Here is a 17,676-nt window from a genome sequence, read left to right as displayed (position 1 = left end):
TATTGATCCGATTTGAAAATGTCGGCCTGCGATATGGAATGGGCGCCGAGGTCCTGCGCGACCTCTCGTTTCAGATCGCGCCGAAATCGTTCCAGTTCCTGACCGGCCCCTCGGGCGCGGGCAAATCCACGCTGCTCAAGCTGCTTTTCATGTCGCTGAAGCCGACGCGCGGCCTGATTACCGTGTTCGATCGGGACGTCGGCACCATCCGCAAGGCCGAGCTTCCGGCGCTCCGCCGCCGGATCGGCGTCGTGTTCCAGGAATTCCGCCTGCTTGACCATCTGACGACGTTCGAGAATGTCGCGATGCCGCTGCGCGTGCTCGGCCGCGAGGAGATCTCCTATCGCGCCGACGTGATCGAGCTCCTGAAATGGGTCGGCCTCGGCGACCGGGTGCATGCGCTGCCGCCGATCCTCTCGGGCGGCGAGAAGCAGCGCGCGGCCATCGCGCGCGCGCTGATCGGCCAGCCGGAGATCCTGCTTGCCGACGAGCCGACCGGAAACGTCGACCCGCCGCTCGCCAAGCGCCTTCTGCGTCTGTTCGTGGAGCTGAACCGGCTCGGAACGTCCGTGGTGATCGCCACGCACGATATCGGCCTCATGAACCAGTTCGATGCGCGCCGCATGGTGCTGCATGAGGGGCGGCTTTCGATCTATGAATGAAACCCGCCCCGCACGAGCCGACGCCTTCGCAGCCGCGCCGCGCGAGGGCCTCTTCACGCGCTTCCTCGGCCCGCGTCGCCGCAGCGGCGGCGCGCAGAAGCCCGGCCCGATCGTGCCGGCGGGCTCGATCGCCGGCCGCTCGCTGACCATCGTCATCGCGATCATGAGCTTCCTCGCCTGCCTCACGCTCGGCGCGGTGACGCTCGTTCGCGACGCCTCGCTCGACTGGCAGTCCGACATCACCCGCGAGATCACGATCCAGGTTCGCCCGACCGAGGGCGTCGATCTCGACCAGGAGGCGCAGAAGGCGACGGCGATCGCCCTTTCCGCCAAGGGCGTCGCCTCGGCGCGCGCGCTCGCGGACTGGGAGAACGCCAAGCTGCTGGAGCCCTGGCTCGGCAGCGGGCTCGACATGAGCGATCTGCCGATCCCGCGCCTGATCGTGGTGGAACTGTCCGATCCCGAGGCGGTGAACCTGCCGGCGCTGGCCGAGCGGCTGACGCAGGAGGTCAAGGGCGCCAGCCTCGACGATCATCGCAGCTGGACGGAGAGGCTGAAGGCGATGGCCAATGCCACCGTCATAATCGGCTTCTCGATCCTCGCGCTCGTCTTCGTCGCGACCGTGCTTTCCGTCGTGTTCGCGACGCGCGGCGCCATGTCCTCTAACCGCGACATCGTTTCGGTGCTGCATTATGTCGGCGCGGAGGCCGGCTTCATCGCGCGCGAGTTCCAGCGTCATTTCCTGCTGCTCGGCCTCAAGGGCGGGCTCTGGGGCGCCGCCGCAGCGTCGTTCCTGTTCGCCTTGCTCTCCTTCTTCCTGACCCGCTCGCTCGCGACGCCGGAAGGCGACCAAGTGTCGGCGCTTTTCGGGCGATTCGCGATCGGGCCGCAGGGCTATATCGGCGCGCTGGTGATCGCCGTGCTGATCGCGCTCATGACCGCGGTGACGTCGCGCCTGACCGTCTATCGCCATCTCGCCGCACTCGAGTGAGCCGGCTCCGTACCGTCTTGCCCATCCCCTGCCCCAATCTGCTACGATCCTGACCCGATGAGCGATGCGATTCCATCCCGGATCGAGATGGCGCGGCCGGCATTCCGTACGGGAACGGTCGCCCAGATGCCGCGTCGCGCCGTGCGGCGGCGCTCGCCGTTCCGGCGTTTCGTCTCGTCGTTGCTGCTGGTGATCCTCGTCGTCCTGCTGGTCGTCGCCGCCGATTTCGCCCGCTTCGCCCTGCTCGTGGGAACCAGCGAGCGGCCGTCCGATCCGCGCGCCGAGGGCATTGTGGCGCTCACCGGCGGCGCGGCGCGCATCGATGGCGCGCTCAACCTGCTCTCCGCCAACCGCGCCGGACGGCTGCTGATCTCGGGCGTCAATCCCTCGGTCGGCCGGCGCGAGATCGCCTCGACGCTGGACCCGGATGCGCGCGGCTCGCTGGATACGCGGGTCGATCTCGGCCATGCGGCCCGCGACACGATCGGCAATGCCGACGAGGCACGCGCCTGGGCCGAGGACCACAAATACCGCTCGCTGATCGTGGTCACGAGCGACTACCACATGCCGCGCAGCATGGTGGAACTGGCGAGCGCGATGCCGGATGTGGAACTGATAGCGTATCCAATCCGCAACCCTCAGCTGGAAATGGAACGCTGGTGGCGCCATGCGAGCTCCGCCCGCCTTCTCTTGGCAGAGTACCTGAAGTATACGCTCGCCAGAGCGCGGCTCGTGTTCGAGTCGCCGAAGGAGCTGCACGAGACCGAGCCGTCGGCGACGGCGAGCGCGGCCGGCGTGGCGCCTGAGGTTTTGCGCTGACGCCGATTCCTCGACGCCACCGCAGAGCCGGACCATGCTGATCCTCCGCTCGATCCTCTTCCAGATCGCGTTCTACGTCATCATGGCGGCGATCCTGCTCGTCACGCTGCCGTTCTTCTTCTTCCTGCCGCACAAGGCCGCGATCGCCGTAGTCAAGTTCTGGACCGGCGCGTCCATGTGGGCGCTGCGCGTCTTCGCCGGCACGAAGATCGAGGTGCGCGGGCTGGACAAGCTGCCCAAGGGCGGCGCGCTGCTGGCGCCCAAGCACCAGTCGGCCTTCGAGACGATGGCGCTCTTCCCGCTGCTCGCCGACCCGACCTACGTCATGAAGCGGCAGCTGATGTTCATCCCGCTGTTCGGCTGGTACACGTGGAAGGCCGGCATGATCGCCGTCGACCGCGCCGGCGGCTCCAAGGCGCTGCGCAAGCTCGCGGCGGATTCGCGCGCGGCGGTGGCCGAGGGGCGGCAGATCATCCTGTTTCCGGAAGGCACGCGCCGGCCGGTCGGCGCCCCGCCGGATTACAAGTTCGGCATCATCCACCTCTACCGGGAGCTCAAGGTCCCGGTCTATCCGATCGCGCTCAATGCCGGGCTCTACTGGCCGCGCCGGTCCTTCCTGCGCTATCCGGGCACGATCATCATCGAAGTGCTCGATCCGATCCCGCCGGGCCTCGATTCCAAGACCTTCCTGCACCGCCTGATCGACACAATCGAGCCGGCGAGCGACCGCCTGCTGGAAGAGGCGGTGAAGACGCCGGGCCATCCGCCGCTGCCGGCGGAGGCCGAGGCGAAGCTTTCGGCGCTCAGGACGGCGTGAGCGTCTCGGCCTCGAGGGTGCGCGCGAGCCAGGCGAGCAGCGGATCATGCACGCCGACCTGCTCCAGATGGCGGCTGGTGGCGATCACATAATCGCGGTTCCGGCCCGACACGCCCTCGGAATCGCGGATATGGGAGAGCACCGTCTCCGGGTCGAGCCGGCCGGCATATTGCTGATGCGCGCGATCGACGACATAGGCGAGGCCGCGCACCCCGCGGCCCGTGCCGTCCTCCAGCCGCAGCGGCCGTTCGACCTCGCGATAGACATGCGTGACGAGCTCCCGCTCGCGCAGATAGGCGATGGTCGCCTGTTGCTCCGACGGGTCCACGCGGAAGGCGACGCCGCGGCACGAACCGCCTTGGTCCAGCCCCAATACGAGGCCAGGCTTTTCCGGCGTTCCGCGATGGACGAAGGAATAGATGCAGAGCGCGCGGTGCTCGCCATAGAGACGCGCAGGCTGCGCCTCGACATAGGAAAAGCCCGGCCGCCACATCAGCGAGCCATAGCCAAAGATCCACAAATCGGACATGAGTGACGTCCCGCACCTGCCGCTGCCTAGCAGGGCCAGATGCGGAGTTCAACGGAGCAGGCGATGACAGTTTCGGCAACGGGCGGTCCGACGAAACGGCGACGGGGCGGCCGCGGCTTCAAGATCCTGATCGGCGTCGCGATCGCCCTCGCCCTGCTGTGGACCGGCGGCTGGTTCGCGGTCCGCCACTATGTCGCCGGCAAGATCGACACCGTCGTCGCCCGGGCCGAAGCGGAGGGCGCGAGCCTTTCCTGCGGGGCCGAGAGCCTTTCCGGCTTCCCCTTCCGCCTCGGCATCACCTGCACGCCGCTCGAGGCCGCCTGCCCGGCCGAGGATGCGAGCCTCTCGCTCGCGGGCGTCGAGGCAATGGGCCTCGTCTACAATCCCGGCCACCTGCTCTTCGACGCCAAGGGGCCGCTCACGCTCAGCGGGCCGGACGGGACCTCGGCAAGCGCCAATTGGAGCGCGCTGCAGTCGAGCCTGCGGATCGGCTTTTCGGGCCTCAAGCGCTATTCGATCGTCTCCGACGGCCTCGACGCGAGCCTTTCGGCGCCCGGCCGCCTCGCCGGGCCCGTCGCCTTCAAGGCGGATCATGCCGAGCTGCATCTCGTGCCCGATCCCGACACGGCCGGCATGATCGACATCTTCACGACGGTCGACAACGGCGTCACCACCCTGCCCGGCCGGCCGGCCGTGCCGCCCGCGACCTCGAATGTCGCGATCGGCGTGCCCGAGGCGGTGCTGAAGCAGCGGAACGATCCCGTCGCCGCCTGGATCGCCTCCGGCCAGCCGGTGCGCATCCATCGCGCCGAGATCGACGTCGCGGGCCTTTCGCTCGCGCTCGCCGGCGACGCCACGATCGACGCGGCCGGCCTGATCTCCGGCAATTTCACCGTCCGCCTCTCGGCGCTCGACGCGCTGCCGGCGCTCGTCGACCGCTTCCGGCCGGGCAGCGGGGAAAAGGTCGCGCGCCTGATCGGCCCGATCTCCGCCTTCCTGCGGCCGGTCGATGCCGACGGCAAGACGTGGCGCGAGGCGAAGATCACCGTGCAGCGCGGCCGCGCCGTGCTCGGCTTCATCCCGCTCGGCCAGATCCCGTCGCTGCTGCGCGGCGCGGGCGGCATCGCGCTCGCACCGGCCCCCGCCCTGCCGGATCAGACGCTCACCCCGGCCGCGAACAGCGAACCGGCGGCGCCGCAGGACCTCGGCGCGCCCGCGACGGCAGCGGCTACCCCGGAGACGCCCGCCGCCGCGCCGCTCACGCCGTTGCCGGCGGCAACGGGCGCCGCCGAGGCGATCCGCGATCTCGCGACCACGCTGAAGCACCCCGGCCGCTGCGCGCGCGGTTGATCAGCCGCGGAACGGCACCAGCGGCAGGCCCTTCACGCCGACATGGAGGGCGAACAGCCCGCCGGCGAGCGGCTGGTCCCTGAGCTCCTCCGGCGAGCGGCGCAGCGTCGCCGTCGTCACATAGAGGATGTCGAGGTTCGGGCCGCCGAATTCGCAGCAGGTCGGCAAATCGGTCGGCAGGTCGATCGTGCGCATGAGCTTGCCGGACGGGTCATAGCGCATGACCTTGCCCTTGAATGGCACAGTCAGCCAGTAGCAGCCCTCCTCGTCCACGGTGGCGCCGTCAACGATGCCGTTCATGAAGGAGAGGTCGACGAAGGTGCGGCGGTTCTCCGCCTCGCCGGAGACCGGATCGAAGTCGAAGGCCCAGACGATCGGCGTATGGCTGTCGGTGTAATACATCGTGCGGCTGTCGGGGCTCCAGGCGAGCCCGTTCGAGCAGCCGACGCCCTCGACGATCTTGTGGCAGGTCAGGTCCGTGTCGAGACGATAGAGCGAACCGATCTTTTCCGGCGCCTTGGGCGGCGCCTCCCACATCGAGCCGGACCAGAAGCGGCCCTGCCGATCGGTCTTGCCATCATTGAAGCGCGTATCGGCGAGGTCGGCCTCCGGGTCGACGATCGCCTGCAGCGCGCCAGTGGCGGTGTCGAGGAAATGGAAGCCGTTCACGTCGGAGATGACCAGCCCGCCGATCTCGCGCACGGCAAGGCAGCCCGGATATTCCGGCAGCGTGATCGTCTGGTCGATGCGGGTATCGGGATCGAAGCAGTGGACCGTCTTGCCATAGATGTCGATCCACCACAGCACCTGGTCCTCGGGGTCCCAATAGGTGCTCTCGCCGAGCAGAGCCTTGGCGTCGACGACGCATTCGATATCGGTCATGTCCTCGTCCTTCAGGAAATGCGGCGCGCGCGGCGGCGCGGCAGGAGATCGGTGAGCGCCTCGCTGGCGAGCGCAACGGTCACCAGGATGACCGCGCCATAGACGACGAGCAATGCGCCATTCGACAGGTTGAGCGCCGGCAGGAGGCCGGTGAGCACGGTCAACACCAGCGCGCCGGCGATGGTGCCGACATAATGCCCGCTTCCGCCGAGGATCGAGGCCCCGCCGATCGCCACCGCCGCGATCGAGGTGAAGAGATAGGGATCGCCCATGCCGAGATAGGCCTGGCCCGAATAGCCGGTGAGCAGCATGCCGGCGAGCGCGGCGGTGAAGCCCGAAAGCGCATAGGCGGCGACCGAGGTGCGCAAGGTCGGGACGCCCGAGAACTCGGCGACCGTCGCGCTCGACCCGACCGCATAGAGGTAGCGGCCGAAGGCGGTCTTGGAGAGCAGCAGCGTCGCGACGATGGCGAGCACGATCCATAGCAGGACGATCACGGGGAAGCCGGCGATCCGTCCCACCGCGAGAAACTGGATCGCAGCCGGCGCCGTCGCCGGCGGGGCGCCGCCGGTATAGACGAGGATACCACCCTGCAGGATGACGTTGACCGCCAGCGTCATGATGATCGGCGGGACGCCGAAGAGACCCACCCCGAGGCCGTTGACGACGCCGACCAGCGTGCCGGCGGCGAGCAGCAGCGGCACGATCCAGACGAGCGGCGCATCCTGGCCATGGGCGAACAGCGTCATGAGCACCGCCGCCGCATTCAGCACCCAGGGCACGGAGAGGTCGATGCCGCCGCCGATGACGACGAAGGTCTGGCCGAGCGCGACGATGCCGATGAAGGCGGCGAGCACAGCGAGGCTGCGGAAATGCGTCGGCGACAGGAAGCCCGGCGCGACCAGGCCGGTCACGACCAGGAGCAGGATCAGCCCGAGATAGGCGAACAGGATCGAGCGGTGGCGCGCGAGATTCATGAGAGGTTCCGCCGCGATGACTTCTCGGCGAGCGAGCTCGCAAGGACCGCGATGAGCAGGATGACGCCGGAGGCGATCGGCTGCCAATAGCTGGAGATCGACAGCACGAAGACGAGATTGCCGATGATCGTCAGGATGTAGGCGCCGATGATCGTGCCGACCAAGCCGCCGCGCCCGCCGAACAGGCTGATGCCGCCGATGACGGCCGCGGCAACCGAGGGCAGGATGTAGTCCTTGCCGATGGTCGGCGAGCCGGCACCGGTCTGAGTGGTGAGATAGAGCGCCGCCAGCGCGGCGAAGACGCCGGACAGGCCGTAGGTCCACAGGTTGATGGCGAGCGGCGAGACGCCGGAGAGGAAGGCGGAGCGCTCGTTCGACCCCGTCGCCTTGATCGCGATGCCCGTGCGCGTGCGCTTGAACCAGAACCAGAAGGCGAGCAGCAGGATCAGCAGCCAGACCGGGCTGGCAAGGCCGAGCCACGAACCGGAGCCGAAGGCCATCCAGCCCGAGGGAAGGCTGCCACCGTCGATCGGCAGGATGATGAGCGCGGTGCCGGCGAGGATCGACCAGGTGGCGAGCGTGACCAGGAAGGGCTGGAGGCGCAGGACCGTGATCAGCGCTCCGTTCAGCATGCCGACCACGGCGCCGAGCAGGACGATCAGGACGCTCCAGAGCAGCGTCGTCGCGCCGCCATCACCGAATTGCGTGGCGGCGATCACCGTGCCGAGGCTGATCATGCCGCCGATCGACAGGTCGATGCCGCCGCGCAGCAGCACGATGGTCTGCCCGGTTGCGGCCAGCATCAGCGTCATCGCCGCCGCCGTATCGAGATTGAGCTCGTCGAGCGTGAAGACCCCCTCACGCATCGAGCCATAGACGGCGAGCAGCGCCAGCAGCATCAGGCAGGGAATGAGCAGCGAGGCGCGGTCCAGCAGCCATCCCCGCCAGCGTGCGGGCGCGCTGGGCGGCCGGGCAGCATGCTCGCCGGGTTCGCTCGCTATCATCGTCATGCAGCCCTCGTATCGATCATGGCGGCGCGGAGGATCTGGTGCTCGGAATTCTCCGCGCCTTCGAGGATCGCGGCGAGACGGCCATAGCGCAGCACGGCGACGCGATCGGCGACATGGACGAGTTCGGCGAGGTCGCTCGAATAGAACAGGATCGCATAGCCCCGCGCGGCGAGGTCGCGCATCAGCGTGAAGATCTCGCCCTTGGTGCCGACATCGATGCCGCGGGTCGGATCATAGAGCAGCAGGATGCGCGCATCGGTGAGCAGCATCTTGCCGAAGATCACCTTCTGCTGGTTACCGCCCGACAGCGTGCCGGCCGCCTGCTCCGGCGAGCCGGCCTTGATGCGCAGTTGCGCGATCATGTCGTCGACCAGCTTCGCCTCGCGCTTCGGATCGGTCAGGCCGAACCTGGTGAAGCGCTTGACGACGGAGAGGGTCAGGTTCTCGCGCACGCTCTTGGCCAGAAGCAGGCCGTGATTGCGCCGGTCCTCCGGCACGAGCGCCAGGCCGTCGCGGCCGGAGAGCGCATCGCGCGGGCTGCGGATGGTGCGCGGCTTGCCCCAGACCTCGATCGCCCCGGAGGCGCGGGCGGCGCCAAACAGCGCCTGGAACAGTTCGCGCTGGCCGTGGCCCTGCAATCCGGCGACGCCGAGCACTTCGCCTTCGCGCAGGTCCAGATCGAGGTCGGCGAGACGGTTCTCGACGCTGAGGCCCTTCACGCTGAGCGCAATCCGACCCGTCGTGGTGTTGCGCCGCTCGGGGTAGAGCCGCTCCATCTGGCGGCCGAGCATATCGGCGATGATCGTGTCGTCATCGACCGACGCGGTGTCATAGGCCGCAACCGTCGCGCCATTGCGGAAGACGGTGACGCGGTCGGCGATCCGGCGGACCTCGCCGAGGCGATGCGAGATGTAGATGACGAGCTTGCCCTCGGCGGCGAGATCGCGGGAAAGGCCGAGCAGCCATTCCGTCTCACGCGGGGCGAGGGCCGATGTCGCCTCGTCGAGGATCAGCACCCTCGGATCGCGGGCGAGCGCCTTGGCGATCTCGACCACCTGCCGCTCCGCCAGCGTGAGTCGGCGGAGTTCCTGGTCCGGCCGGATCGCGGGAAAGCGGTAGCGGGCGAAGAGTTCGGCCGTCGCCTCGCGCATGGCGCCGGCCCGCGCGGTGCGCAGGGGCGAAAGCGGCTCACGGCGGAAGAAGATGTTCTCCGCGACGGTCAGGTCGGGAATGAGCGAGAGTTCCTGGAAAACGGCCGCGACGCCGAGGCGTTGCGCTTCCTCGGGATTGCGGACCGCGAAGCGTTCGCCGCCGAGCGTGATGCTGCCGCTGTCGGCGCGCACGGCGCCGGCGAGGATCTGGATGAAGGTGGACTTTCCGGCGCCATTCTCGCCGAGGAGCGCATGCACCTCGCCGGAGCGGGCCTTCAGCGTCGCATCGGACAGGGCGACGATGCCGCCATAGCGCTTGGCAACGGAGAGCGCCTCGAGAAAATCGGGCATGGAGTCCGCTCGTCAGGGAAACGCTGGAAGAAGCGGGGCGGCACGGCCGCCCCGCAGAGTGCCGGCAGACAGGCTGCCGGAAGGGTCGCCGCTCAGCCGGCGGCTTCCTCAGCCGTAATCTCGACCCAGTCAGGCGTGATCGGCAGGGTGAGGCCCGGCGGACGATCGGGGAAGGCGTTCTTGCCGATCTCGATCTTCTGGATCACCGCCTTGGGATAGAGCTCCGACGTCCACGCGCCGCCATTCGTCGCCAGGAAGTCGCCATTCACGAGGATATGGCGATCGGCGGGCTTGGGCTTGCCGTCGAGGATGTCGACCGCGAGCTTGATCGCCTCGGAGGAGAGATAGGCCGGGTTCGATCCGAGGATGCAGGCGGCCCCTTCCGTCTGGGCGCAGGTGGTCGCCGCGACATTGTAGGAGAAGGCGGTGACCGGGACGACCTTGCGGCCGGCATCCTGCAGCGCCTTGATCGCACCCGAGCCATAGCCCTGCGTCAGGATGCCATCCACTTCGGGATGGGCGGCGAGAAGGCTGGCGACGCCGGCCTGCTCCGGGCCGAGCGCATATTCGCCGTTATAGGTGCCGATCACCTCGATGCCCGGATATTTCTTCAGCACCTCGAGATAGCCGTTCTCGAGCTGGGCCGAGATCGGTGCGCCGGCGAGGCCGCGGTCGACGAAGACCTTGCCCTTTCCGTTCAGCTGCTTGGCCATCCATTCCGCCATCACGGCCGGAATGCGGGTCCAGTCGGATTCGAGCGCATAGGCGCATTTCTCGCTCACGACCTGGTCGAAGGAGATGACGACGATGCCGGCGTCGCAGGCCTTCTTGATGGTCGGGTTCAGCGCCTCGGCCGAGGCCGCGTCGATCAGGATCGCATCGGGCTTCGAGCGGATGATGTTGTTGAGCGAATTGATCTGCGCCTGGACCGTGCCTTCCGCGTTCTCGATCTTCAAATCGACGCGCCCGGCCAACGGTCCCTTCTTCACCGACACCTCGGCGACGCGCTCCATCTGCTGGCGCCAGTCGTTGCCGACGAAATTGTTGGAGAGATAGATCTTGTAGGGCTTGCCCTCGGCGAACGCCTGCGGCGTAACCGCGAGCGCCATGGCGGTTGCCGCCACGGCGGATAGAATGACTGTCCGCTTCACATTGTCCTCCCTTGAAACCGTTACTTCCCAAGATCCGGCGCTCATCTGCGGCGACGGTTATGGTAACGTTATCATGCCTCTTGGGGACCTGCTACGGCATTATGGTGATGCTCCTCCGCGATCAGCCCGCCAGCCCGTCCTCCAACATCATGCTATTATAATCTTATCAGGCTGTCGATAGAGCGTTTTCGCGCGGAACGGATGCCGGAACGCGGCGATAAGTCCTGTCAGAACAAAGCGATAGAGATGATCTGCGGTGTCGAGCGGTTCAGCGTCGCCGGGCGCGGGAGCGCCGGCCCGCTCAGTTGCCGCGGCGGCTTTCCATCGGCACCGACCCACGCCAAGATGGCGGAGCCGACCCGCCCAGGAATTGCGAAAGCCCTCCCGCATGACCGCTGCTTCCCCCACGCATCACCCGCTCCTTCGCCGACGCGACGGTCATCATGCCCGTGTGACGTTCGAGGAACTGTTCTTCGACCTCGTCTATGTCTTCGCGATCACGCAGCTCAGCCACGAGCTGCTGCACAATCTCAACCTCACCGGCGTGGTCGAAACGCTGATCCTGTGGTTCGCCGTCTGGCTCGGCTGGCAATATACGTGCTGGGTCACCAACTGGTTCGATCCCGAGACGCCGCGTATCCGCACGCTGCTGTTCACGACCATGCTCGCCGCTTTGGTGATGGCCTCGGCCATCCCCGGCGCCTTCGCGGACAAGGGCCTGGTCTTTGCCGGCGCCTATGCCGCCATGCAGGTCGGGCGGACGGCCTATATCGTGTGGCAGCTCGGTCCGGATCACCCTCTCGCGGCCAATTACCGGCGCATGCTGGGCTGGCTGCTGATCGCCGCCGTCTTCTGGATCGCGGGCGGCCTCGTCGAGCACGAGGCCCGCATGGCGCTCTGGACGGTGGCGGTCGCCTGCGAATATGCCTCGCCGATGTTCGGCTTCGCCCTGCCCGGTCTCGGGAGGTCGACGACGAGGGACTGGACGATCGATGGCGGGCACCTTGCCGAACGCTGCCAGCTCTTCGTCATCGTCGCGCTCGGCGAGACGCTGCTCGCGACGGGCGCGACGCTGGCGGCGGCGGAGAGCTGGGATCCGGCGACGCTCTCGGCGATGCTCGCCACCTTCCTGGGCACGCTGGCCATGTGGTGGCTCTATTTCGGCACGTGGAGCCGTGATGCGACGGCGCGGATCGCCGGCTCCGACGACCCGGGCCGGATCGGCGCCTATTTCCACTATGTCCACGCGATCCTGGTCGCGGGCATCATCGCCACCGCCGTCGGCAATGATCTCGTGATGGCGCATCCGCACGACGCGCTGAAGACCACCTACGCCCTGGTGCTGAGCTGCGGCCCGGCGATCTACCTGCTCGGCAGCGCCGTCTACAAGAAGGTGGTCTACGGCGCCGTGCCAGCCTCTCATGTCACTGGCGTCGTGGTGCTGGCACTGCTGATTCCGGTCGCCTTCTTCGTCGACCTGCTCACCATGGGCTGGCTGACGACGCTCGTGCTGCTCGCCGTCGGCTTTCGCGAGGCGCAGATCCGCAGGGCCGGGACTCAGACGAGGTCGTTCGGCGCTTCGTAGCTCAGCGAAAAGAGATCGGCGCGATTGCGGTTGATCGTCAGTTCGACCGGCTCGCCATCCGCCGAGCGATAGAGCATCTCGATGACGAGGATCGGGCCGCCGACCTCATAGTCCAGCGCCTCGGCGAGTTTCTGGTCGGCGACATCGGCCCGCACGGTGATCCCGGCGCCGGACAGCTTGATGCCGAGATGGCGCTGGACGGAGCGGAAGATGACGACGTCGTCGAAATCCGAGCGCTTCAGCTGCGCGCCGATGGCGGGCGGGAAATAGAACGTCGTCTGCCCCGTCGGCACGTCCTTGAGGTAAAGCGTCGCGCGAAGGCACGGCATCGGCTCGTCCGCCGGCAGGCCGAACGCCTTGGCGGCCGTGGTCGAGCGCTCCTTGCGATAGGAGTGGATGACGAGGCGGCGCTCGCGGGTGGAGGCGGCAATCTCGGTGAAGCTCTTGAAGGCGAAGCTGCTGCTGCCGCGTGCCTCGGGCTCCGCGACGACGGCGGGCTTGGCCGCGCGCTTCTTGATCAGCCCCTCGCTCTCGAGATCGCGCAACGCCTGGCGCACCGTGATCAAGCTGACGCCGAAGCGCTCCGCCAGATCGGCCTCGCGCGGCAGCGAGGTGCCCGGCGAGAGACGGCCATCCGTGATCGGCGCCCGCAGGATGGCGAGCAGCTGCCGATAGAGCGGCCCGTCGTCCCGCGACAGCACGCGCATCGCGAAGACGTCCGAAAGATCGGGCGCCTCGCCCGCCTCTTCCGCCACCGCCTCTGCCCGCCTTCGACCACTCGCTCGCAAAGCTGAAGTCCCAGAATCGTCCGATAAAGGCGAAGGCTAGCGGAATTCTCCGCCGCGACCAATCGCCGGTTATGACGGTGCGGCATTGTCGATCCGCGCTCGCCTTGATTATAGTATCATAATAGATAAGAAATCGACCCTGCGGGATGTGGGGCGGGAGGAGGCTTCCATGCAGTGCGATCTCTCGGGCCGCGTCGCCTTCGTGACGGGGGCGGCGGGCGGCATCGGGCGCGCGATCGTCGACCGCCTGGCGGCGAACGGCGCCTCGATCGTCGTCGCCGACATCAATGCCGAAGGCGCCGAGGCCGTCGCCGCCGCGCTGCCGGACGCGATGCCCGCGATCGTCGACATCCGCGACGAGGCGGCGATCGACCGCGCCGTCGAACGCACGATCCAGCGCTTCGGCCGCCTCGATATCCTCGTCAACAATGCCGGCGTCAATACGCTCGCCCACCGCGTCGACATCGATGCCTTCCCGACCGAGGAATGGCATCGCATCGTCGGCATCGATCTCGACGGGCTCTTCCTGATGAGCCGCTCGGCCTTGAAGCCGATGCTGGCCGCCGGGCGGGGCGGACGGATCGTCAATATCGGTTCGGTGGTCGGCCTCGCGGCGATGCGGCTGCAAAGCCCCTTCGTCGCCGCCAAGGCCGGCATCATCCATTTGACGCGCTCGATGGCGCTCGAACTCGGCGCCAAGGGCGTGTTGACCAATTGCGTCGCGCCGGGCTCCGTGATGACCGAGGGAACGAAGAAGCTGTTCTATGGCGAGAGCGGCAAGTTCCACGAAAAGGCCGCCGCCTTCATGCGCCATGTCCCGCTCGGACGTCCGGGCACGCCGGAGGAGATTGCCGAGGCGGTCCTCTTCCTCGCCTCCCCGGCCTCCAGCTACGTCAACGGCCAGATCCTCACCGTCGATGGCGGCTGGACCGCCGGCTACATGATGTAGGGCGAGATCGCCCGCCGCGCGGAGGCGTGGGCGCGCAGGGAGCGCGCCGCGCCCGATGAGGGGCTGACGGCCACACTGTCGATGACGGTCACCAGTCCAGCTGCATCAAGCTCCGTCATTCCGGCGAAAGCCGGAATCCATACAGCCTGAGACCTATGCTGGTTTGCCGCTTCGGCTGAATGGGCCCCGGCTTTCGCCGGGGCGACGGCGGCGGATGAGGAGCCGGCGGAGAAAAGCCGCCGAATCGGCAAGGACAGGCTTTCCTCCCCGCCTTGGCGAAAGAGGAAGCCCCGCCAGCGGCCACAACACACGCGTGCCGGAACAACGTCGGCGCTTTGCCGGCATGCCGCTGCGTCTACACCAGCAGCCGCAGCGGGTTTTCGAGCGCGTCGCGGAAGGCCGCGAGCATGGTGGCGGCCTCGGCTTCGCTCACCGCGTCGCTGTCATGCACCAGCAAGGCCTCGCCCGTCTCAGTACCGGGCGCGGCCACGACGAGGATGCGCAGGTCGCAGTCCGGCGCGAGGCTGCCGGCGACCGGGCGGATGCCCGAGACGGCGAGATGGGTGAGCACGAGCGGCCGTTCGGCCGATGCGCCCTCCCCTGCCTCGAAGCGGCACGCGATCTCGGACGGGGCGAGGCGCGCCGGTCCCGCGACCGCTACCGAACGGCCATCCGCGGCGACGAGGCGGATCGCCTCGGCATAGCGCCCCGTCGCCTGCGCCGCGGCGCGGGCGAGGAAGGCGTGCAGCGGCACATCGACACCAGCCGCGGCAATAAGCTCGCGCAGCGGTCCGAGGGCGAGGTTTGTCGCGAAGGCGCCGAACGCCCGTGCCGCGACGGCGACCGGAGCCGGGGCAGAAGGCGCGGTGGCGACAGGCGCCGGCGCTGGCACGGCGGCCGCGGGCTCGGGCGCGGCAACCAGTTGCAGCGGGATATCGGCCGCGACGATGCGCCCGCGCGGGCCGGTGCCCGCCAGTTCGGCGAGCGCAATGCCGCGCTCGCGGGCGAGGCGCCGCGCATAGGGAGAGGCGGCGCGACGGCTGGCGGCGGCGCTCATGCCGCCCCTCCCGGAACGACGCTGCCGATGCGCCCGCCCATCGGGACGACGGCGCCCTTCGCCTGCTCGATCGGGCCGAGCACGCCGTCGATCGGCGCCTCGATCTCGACCACGGCTTTGTCGGTCTCGATCTCGGCGACGATCTCGCCGGCCTTGACCTTGTCGCCCTCGGCCTTCAGCCAGCCGACGATGGTGCCCTCCGAAACGGTCAAGTCACCGAACGGCATGGTGATCGGCTCGCCCGGGCCGCCGGGCGCCGCGGCGGCAGGTGGCGGCGGGGAAGCACTGGCGGCTTGCGACGGGGCAGACGGAACCGGGACGGGAGGAGATGATGCGACCGGCGCCGCCGTGCGGCCGCCGAGATGCCGCCAGTGCTTGGGGGTCGGCGCCGTCCCGGAGAGAACGCTCCGGACGGCGGCCAGGATCTTGTCGGTATCGACCAGCATCGCCCGCTCCAGCGCGGGGGCGAGCGGATGCGGCTGCGCCTCGGAATGCAGGCGGCCCACCGGCGCGTCGAGTTCGTCGAAGGCGAGCTCGTTCATGGCCTGCGCGAGTTCCGCGCCGACGCCGAACGCGCCCCAGCCCTCGTCAACCACGAGCAGGCGATGCGTCTTGGTGACGCTCGCGGCGACGGTGCCGACGTCGAGCGGCATGATGGTGCGGAGGTCGATCACCTCGGCCTCGATGCCTTCGGCAGCGAGCTTTTCGGCTGCTTCCAAGGAGCGGTGCACGAGCTGGCCGGCGGAGACGATCGTGATGTCGCGACCTTCGCGCGCGATGCGCGCCAGGCCGAAGGGCACGAAATGCTCGGCCGCAGGCACCTCGCCCTTGGTCGCGAACAGCGCCTTCGGCTCCAGCATGATGACGGGGTCGGAAGCGCGCAGCGCCGTCTTCATCAGCCCCTTGGCATCGGCCGGCGTCGCCGGCATGCAGACCACGAGGCCCGGCACATGCGCCCAGGAGGTGTGGTAGATGCCGCTGTGATGCGGGCCGGCCGAGCGCACGGCGCCGGAGCCGACACGGATCACGACGGGCGCATTCATCTGCCCGTTCGACATGTAGCGCAGCTTCGAGGCCTGCAGCACGATCTGCCCGGCGGCCTCGAACATGAAATCGGCGAACATCAGGTCGGCGATGGTCCGCGTTCCCGTGGCCGAGGCGCCGATCGCCGCGCCCGTGAAGCCCTGCTCCGAGATCGGCGTGTCGACCATGCGCTGCGGGCCGAACTCGGCATAGAGGTTCTTGGTATGGGCGAAGGTGCCGCCGCGCTCGCCCGTGCCCTCGCCGAAATAGAGGAGGTGCGGATTGCGGCGCATCTCCTCGGCAATGCCGTCGCGGACCGCATCCAGCCAGCTCTGCGTCTGCGTCGCGCCCGGGACGGGCTGGACCAGCGCTTCCGGCGGATTGAGCGGCTCGGCGAAGACGTGCAGCCCGCTCGTCGCTGGATCCGGCTCGGGCGAATTGCGCGCGAATTCAAGCGAGGTCTGCACGATCGCGTCGATGCGCGCATCGATGGCGTCGAGCTCATCCGTCGAAGCCACGGAGAAATCGTCGGTCAGCCGGGCGCGGAACAGCTTCACCGGATCGCGCTTGAGCCATTCATCGACCTCGGCCTGCGTGCGATAGGTGCCGGTGACCGGATCGCCCTCGTGATGGCCGACCGTGCGATAGGTCTTCGCCTCGATGAGGGTCGGGCCCTCGCCGGAACGGGCGCGGCGCGTCGCCTCGCGCATAACCTCCCAGACGGCGATCACGTCATTGCCGTCCACGGCAATACCGGGAATGCCATAGGACGCCGCCTTCGAGGCGATCTCGGTGTTGAGCGTCGCCGAGGCGAGCGGCGTCGCCGTCGCATAGAGATTGTTCTCGCAGACGAGGATCGCCGGCGCCTTCTGTATGCCGGCAAAGTTCAGCGATTCATGGAAGCCGCCATGATTGGTCGCGCCATCGCCAAAGAAGGCGACGCCGATATCCTCCCGCCCGCGTGCACGCCCCGAGAGTCCGACGCCGACCGCGTGGCTGATGCCGGCCGCGACGATCCCGTTGGTGCCGAACAGGCCGACCGAGCGGTCATAGAGATGCATGGTGCCGCCGCGGCCGCCGCAGCAGCCGTCGCGCTTGCCGAAGAGTTCCGCCATCAGGCTGTTGGGGCTCATGCCCTTGGCGAGCGCGTGGCCATGACCGCGATGGGTGGAGGTGATCCAGTCGGTCGGCTTCAGATGCGCGCAGATGCCGACGGCCGTCGCCTCCTCGCCGATATAGAGATGCAGGAAGCCGGGCGTCTCGCCCTTGCGGCACGCCGTCTGCGCCACGCTTTCGAAGCGCCGCAGCAGGACCATGCGCTCATAGAGATCGAGCAGGGCGGCTCGCGACAGTTCCGCCGGCAGGCCTGCGGACTTCACGGCGCGGACCTTGCGGCCCGATGCGGCTGCGCTCATCATTCCTCCCATTCTCCGCGGCGAGGCGGCGGCGCCTGCTTGGGTCCAAGACCATGGACAGGCGCTCAATGATTATAATAGCATGATGTTATGTTATCGACCGCAGGCTTGCCAAGCGGGAATCGCACGCGAGGATCGGCAAGCTCAGACCAAAAATGATCCGGTCGAG

16 protein-coding genes are annotated in these 17,676 nt (G+C 68.2%); 7 read left to right on the top strand and 9 right to left on the bottom strand.

The window, feature by feature from the left end:
* The first annotated feature begins 2 nt into the window (after window positions 1-2).
* The 4 genes from ftsE to GGR25_RS13455 are packed head-to-tail and all read left to right on the top strand — an operon-like array spanning window position 3 to window position 3,289.
* Window positions 3-662: a cell division ATP-binding protein FtsE gene (gene ftsE, locus GGR25_RS13470; protein WP_183399288.1), complete on the top strand. Its 660-nt coding sequence runs from the start codon at window positions 3-5 to the stop codon at window positions 660-662.
* Window positions 655-1,653: a cell division protein FtsX gene (locus GGR25_RS13465; RefSeq protein ID WP_183399287.1), complete on the top strand. Its 999-nt coding sequence runs from the start codon at window positions 655-657 to the stop codon at window positions 1,651-1,653. The genes ftsE and GGR25_RS13465 overlap by 8 nt, the downstream gene beginning before the upstream one ends.
* A gap of 57 nt (window positions 1,654-1,710) precedes the next feature.
* Window positions 1,711-2,472 (top strand): YdcF family protein, encoded by a 762-nt coding sequence (locus GGR25_RS13460; protein WP_183399286.1) that lies wholly within the window; start codon window positions 1,711-1,713, stop codon window positions 2,470-2,472.
* A gap of 34 nt (window positions 2,473-2,506) precedes the next feature.
* Entirely contained in the window at window positions 2,507-3,289 is a 783-nt protein-coding gene (locus tag GGR25_RS13455) for a lysophospholipid acyltransferase family protein (protein WP_183399285.1), read from the top strand.
* Here GGR25_RS13455 and GGR25_RS13450 read toward each other — a convergent pair.
* On the bottom strand, window positions 3,276-3,818 hold the full coding sequence (locus GGR25_RS13450; RefSeq protein ID WP_183399284.1) for a gamma-glutamylcyclotransferase: 543 nt from the start codon (window positions 3,816-3,818) through the stop codon (window positions 3,276-3,278). The genes GGR25_RS13455 and GGR25_RS13450 overlap by 14 nt on opposite strands.
* A 63-nt stretch (window positions 3,819-3,881) precedes the next feature.
* Here GGR25_RS13450 and GGR25_RS13445 point away from each other — a divergent pair, with 63 nt between their 5' ends.
* A complete protein-coding gene (locus GGR25_RS13445; protein WP_183399283.1) occupies window positions 3,882-5,168 on the top strand; it encodes a DUF2125 domain-containing protein in 1,287 nt (428 codons plus the stop codon).
* Here the strand turns inward: GGR25_RS13445 and GGR25_RS13440 are convergent, their stop codons facing one another.
* The 5 genes from GGR25_RS13440 to GGR25_RS13420 form a co-directional block, all read right to left on the bottom strand.
* Entirely contained in the window at window positions 5,169-6,050 is an 882-nt protein-coding gene (locus GGR25_RS13440) for an SMP-30/gluconolactonase/LRE family protein (RefSeq protein ID WP_183399282.1), read from the bottom strand.
* A gap of 11 nt (window positions 6,051-6,061) precedes the next feature.
* Window positions 6,062-7,027, bottom strand: coding sequence for an ABC transporter permease (locus GGR25_RS13435; RefSeq protein ID WP_183399281.1), 966 nt, complete (start codon window positions 7,025-7,027; stop codon window positions 6,062-6,064).
* On the bottom strand, window positions 7,024-8,037 hold the full coding sequence (locus GGR25_RS13430; protein WP_183399280.1) for an ABC transporter permease: 1,014 nt from the start codon (window positions 8,035-8,037) through the stop codon (window positions 7,024-7,026). Before GGR25_RS13430 ends, GGR25_RS13435 begins: the two co-directional genes overlap by 4 nt.
* On the bottom strand, window positions 8,034-9,539 hold the full coding sequence (locus GGR25_RS13425) for a sugar ABC transporter ATP-binding protein (protein ID WP_183399279.1): 1,506 nt from the start codon (window positions 9,537-9,539) through the stop codon (window positions 8,034-8,036). Before GGR25_RS13425 ends, GGR25_RS13430 begins: the two co-directional genes overlap by 4 nt.
* Before the next feature lie 92 nt (window positions 9,540-9,631).
* Complete coding sequence (locus GGR25_RS13420) at window positions 9,632-10,690, bottom strand: substrate-binding domain-containing protein (RefSeq protein WP_343068054.1); 1,059 nt, start codon at window positions 10,688-10,690, stop codon at window positions 9,632-9,634.
* A gap of 388 nt (window positions 10,691-11,078) precedes the next feature.
* Here GGR25_RS13420 and GGR25_RS13415 point away from each other — a divergent pair, with 388 nt between their 5' ends.
* Window positions 11,079-12,275 carry a low temperature requirement protein A gene (locus GGR25_RS13415; protein WP_183399277.1) on the top strand — a complete coding sequence of 399 codons (1,197 nt, stop codon included), beginning with the start codon at window positions 11,079-11,081 and terminating at the stop codon, window positions 12,273-12,275.
* On the opposite strand, the gene GGR25_RS13410 is transcribed toward GGR25_RS13415, so the two are convergent.
* Window positions 12,248-13,030: a GntR family transcriptional regulator gene (locus GGR25_RS13410; protein WP_343068053.1), complete on the bottom strand. Its 783-nt coding sequence runs from the start codon at window positions 13,028-13,030 to the stop codon at window positions 12,248-12,250. The two genes, GGR25_RS13415 and GGR25_RS13410, sit on opposite strands and share 28 nt — an antisense overlap.
* Before the next feature lie 202 nt (window positions 13,031-13,232).
* Between GGR25_RS13410 and GGR25_RS13405 the strand changes: the two genes are divergently transcribed.
* Entirely contained in the window at window positions 13,233-14,012 is a 780-nt protein-coding gene (locus tag GGR25_RS13405) for an SDR family NAD(P)-dependent oxidoreductase (protein ID WP_183399276.1), read from the top strand.
* Window positions 14,013-14,367: 355 nt separating this feature from the next.
* Here the strand turns inward: GGR25_RS13405 and GGR25_RS13400 are convergent, their stop codons facing one another.
* Both GGR25_RS13400 and GGR25_RS13395 read right to left on the bottom strand, forming a co-directional pair.
* The gene (locus GGR25_RS13400; protein ID WP_183399275.1) at window positions 14,368-15,069 is read right to left on the bottom strand and encodes an E3 binding domain-containing protein; all 702 of its coding nucleotides are present in this window, start codon (window positions 15,067-15,069) and stop codon (window positions 14,368-14,370) included.
* Entirely contained in the window at window positions 15,066-17,510 is a 2,445-nt protein-coding gene (locus tag GGR25_RS13395) for a pyruvate dehydrogenase complex E1 component subunit beta (protein ID WP_246409617.1), read from the bottom strand. The genes GGR25_RS13400 and GGR25_RS13395 overlap by 4 nt, the downstream gene beginning before the upstream one ends.
* Window positions 17,511-17,676 lie beyond the last annotated feature (166 nt).

The organism is Kaistia hirudinis, assembly GCF_014196455.1.
Classification (GTDB): Bacteria; Pseudomonadota; Alphaproteobacteria; order Rhizobiales; family Kaistiaceae; genus Kaistia; species Kaistia hirudinis.
This window is presented reverse-complemented; position numbering and strand designations above follow the sequence as displayed.

What these genes read in the sequence shown, in the direction of transcription:
- GGR25_RS13465 (WP_183399287.1), top strand. Translation starts at nt 655, where the DNA reads ATGAATGAAACCCGCCCCGCACGAGCCGACGCCTTCGCAGCCGCGCCG.
- GGR25_RS13460 (WP_183399286.1), top strand. Translation starts at nt 1,711, where the DNA reads ATGAGCGATGCGATTCCATCCCGGATCGAGATGGCGCGGCCGGCATTC.
- GGR25_RS13455 (WP_183399285.1), top strand. Translation starts at nt 2,507, where the DNA reads ATGCTGATCCTCCGCTCGATCCTCTTCCAGATCGCGTTCTACGTCATC.
- GGR25_RS13450 (WP_183399284.1), bottom strand. Translation starts at nt 3,818, where the DNA reads ATGTCCGATTTGTGGATCTTTGGCTATGGCTCGCTGATGTGGCGGCCG.
- GGR25_RS13445 (WP_183399283.1), top strand. Translation starts at nt 3,882, where the DNA reads ATGACAGTTTCGGCAACGGGCGGTCCGACGAAACGGCGACGGGGCGGC.
- GGR25_RS13440 (WP_183399282.1), bottom strand. Translation starts at nt 6,050, where the DNA reads ATGACCGATATCGAATGCGTCGTCGACGCCAAGGCTCTGCTCGGCGAG.
- GGR25_RS13435 (WP_183399281.1), bottom strand. Translation starts at nt 7,027, where the DNA reads ATGAATCTCGCGCGCCACCGCTCGATCCTGTTCGCCTATCTCGGGCTG.
- GGR25_RS13430 (WP_183399280.1), bottom strand. Translation starts at nt 8,037, where the DNA reads ATGACGATGATAGCGAGCGAACCCGGCGAGCATGCTGCCCGGCCGCCC.
- GGR25_RS13425 (WP_183399279.1), bottom strand. Translation starts at nt 9,539, where the DNA reads ATGCCCGATTTTCTCGAGGCGCTCTCCGTTGCCAAGCGCTATGGCGGC.
- GGR25_RS13415 (WP_183399277.1), top strand. Translation starts at nt 11,079, where the DNA reads ATGACCGCTGCTTCCCCCACGCATCACCCGCTCCTTCGCCGACGCGAC.
- GGR25_RS13405 (WP_183399276.1), top strand. Translation starts at nt 13,233, where the DNA reads ATGCAGTGCGATCTCTCGGGCCGCGTCGCCTTCGTGACGGGGGCGGCG.
- GGR25_RS13400 (WP_183399275.1), bottom strand. Translation starts at nt 15,069, where the DNA reads ATGAGCGCCGCCGCCAGCCGTCGCGCCGCCTCTCCCTATGCGCGGCGC.
- GGR25_RS13395 (WP_246409617.1), bottom strand. Translation starts at nt 17,510, where the DNA reads ATGATGAGCGCAGCCGCATCGGGCCGCAAGGTCCGCGCCGTGAAGTCC.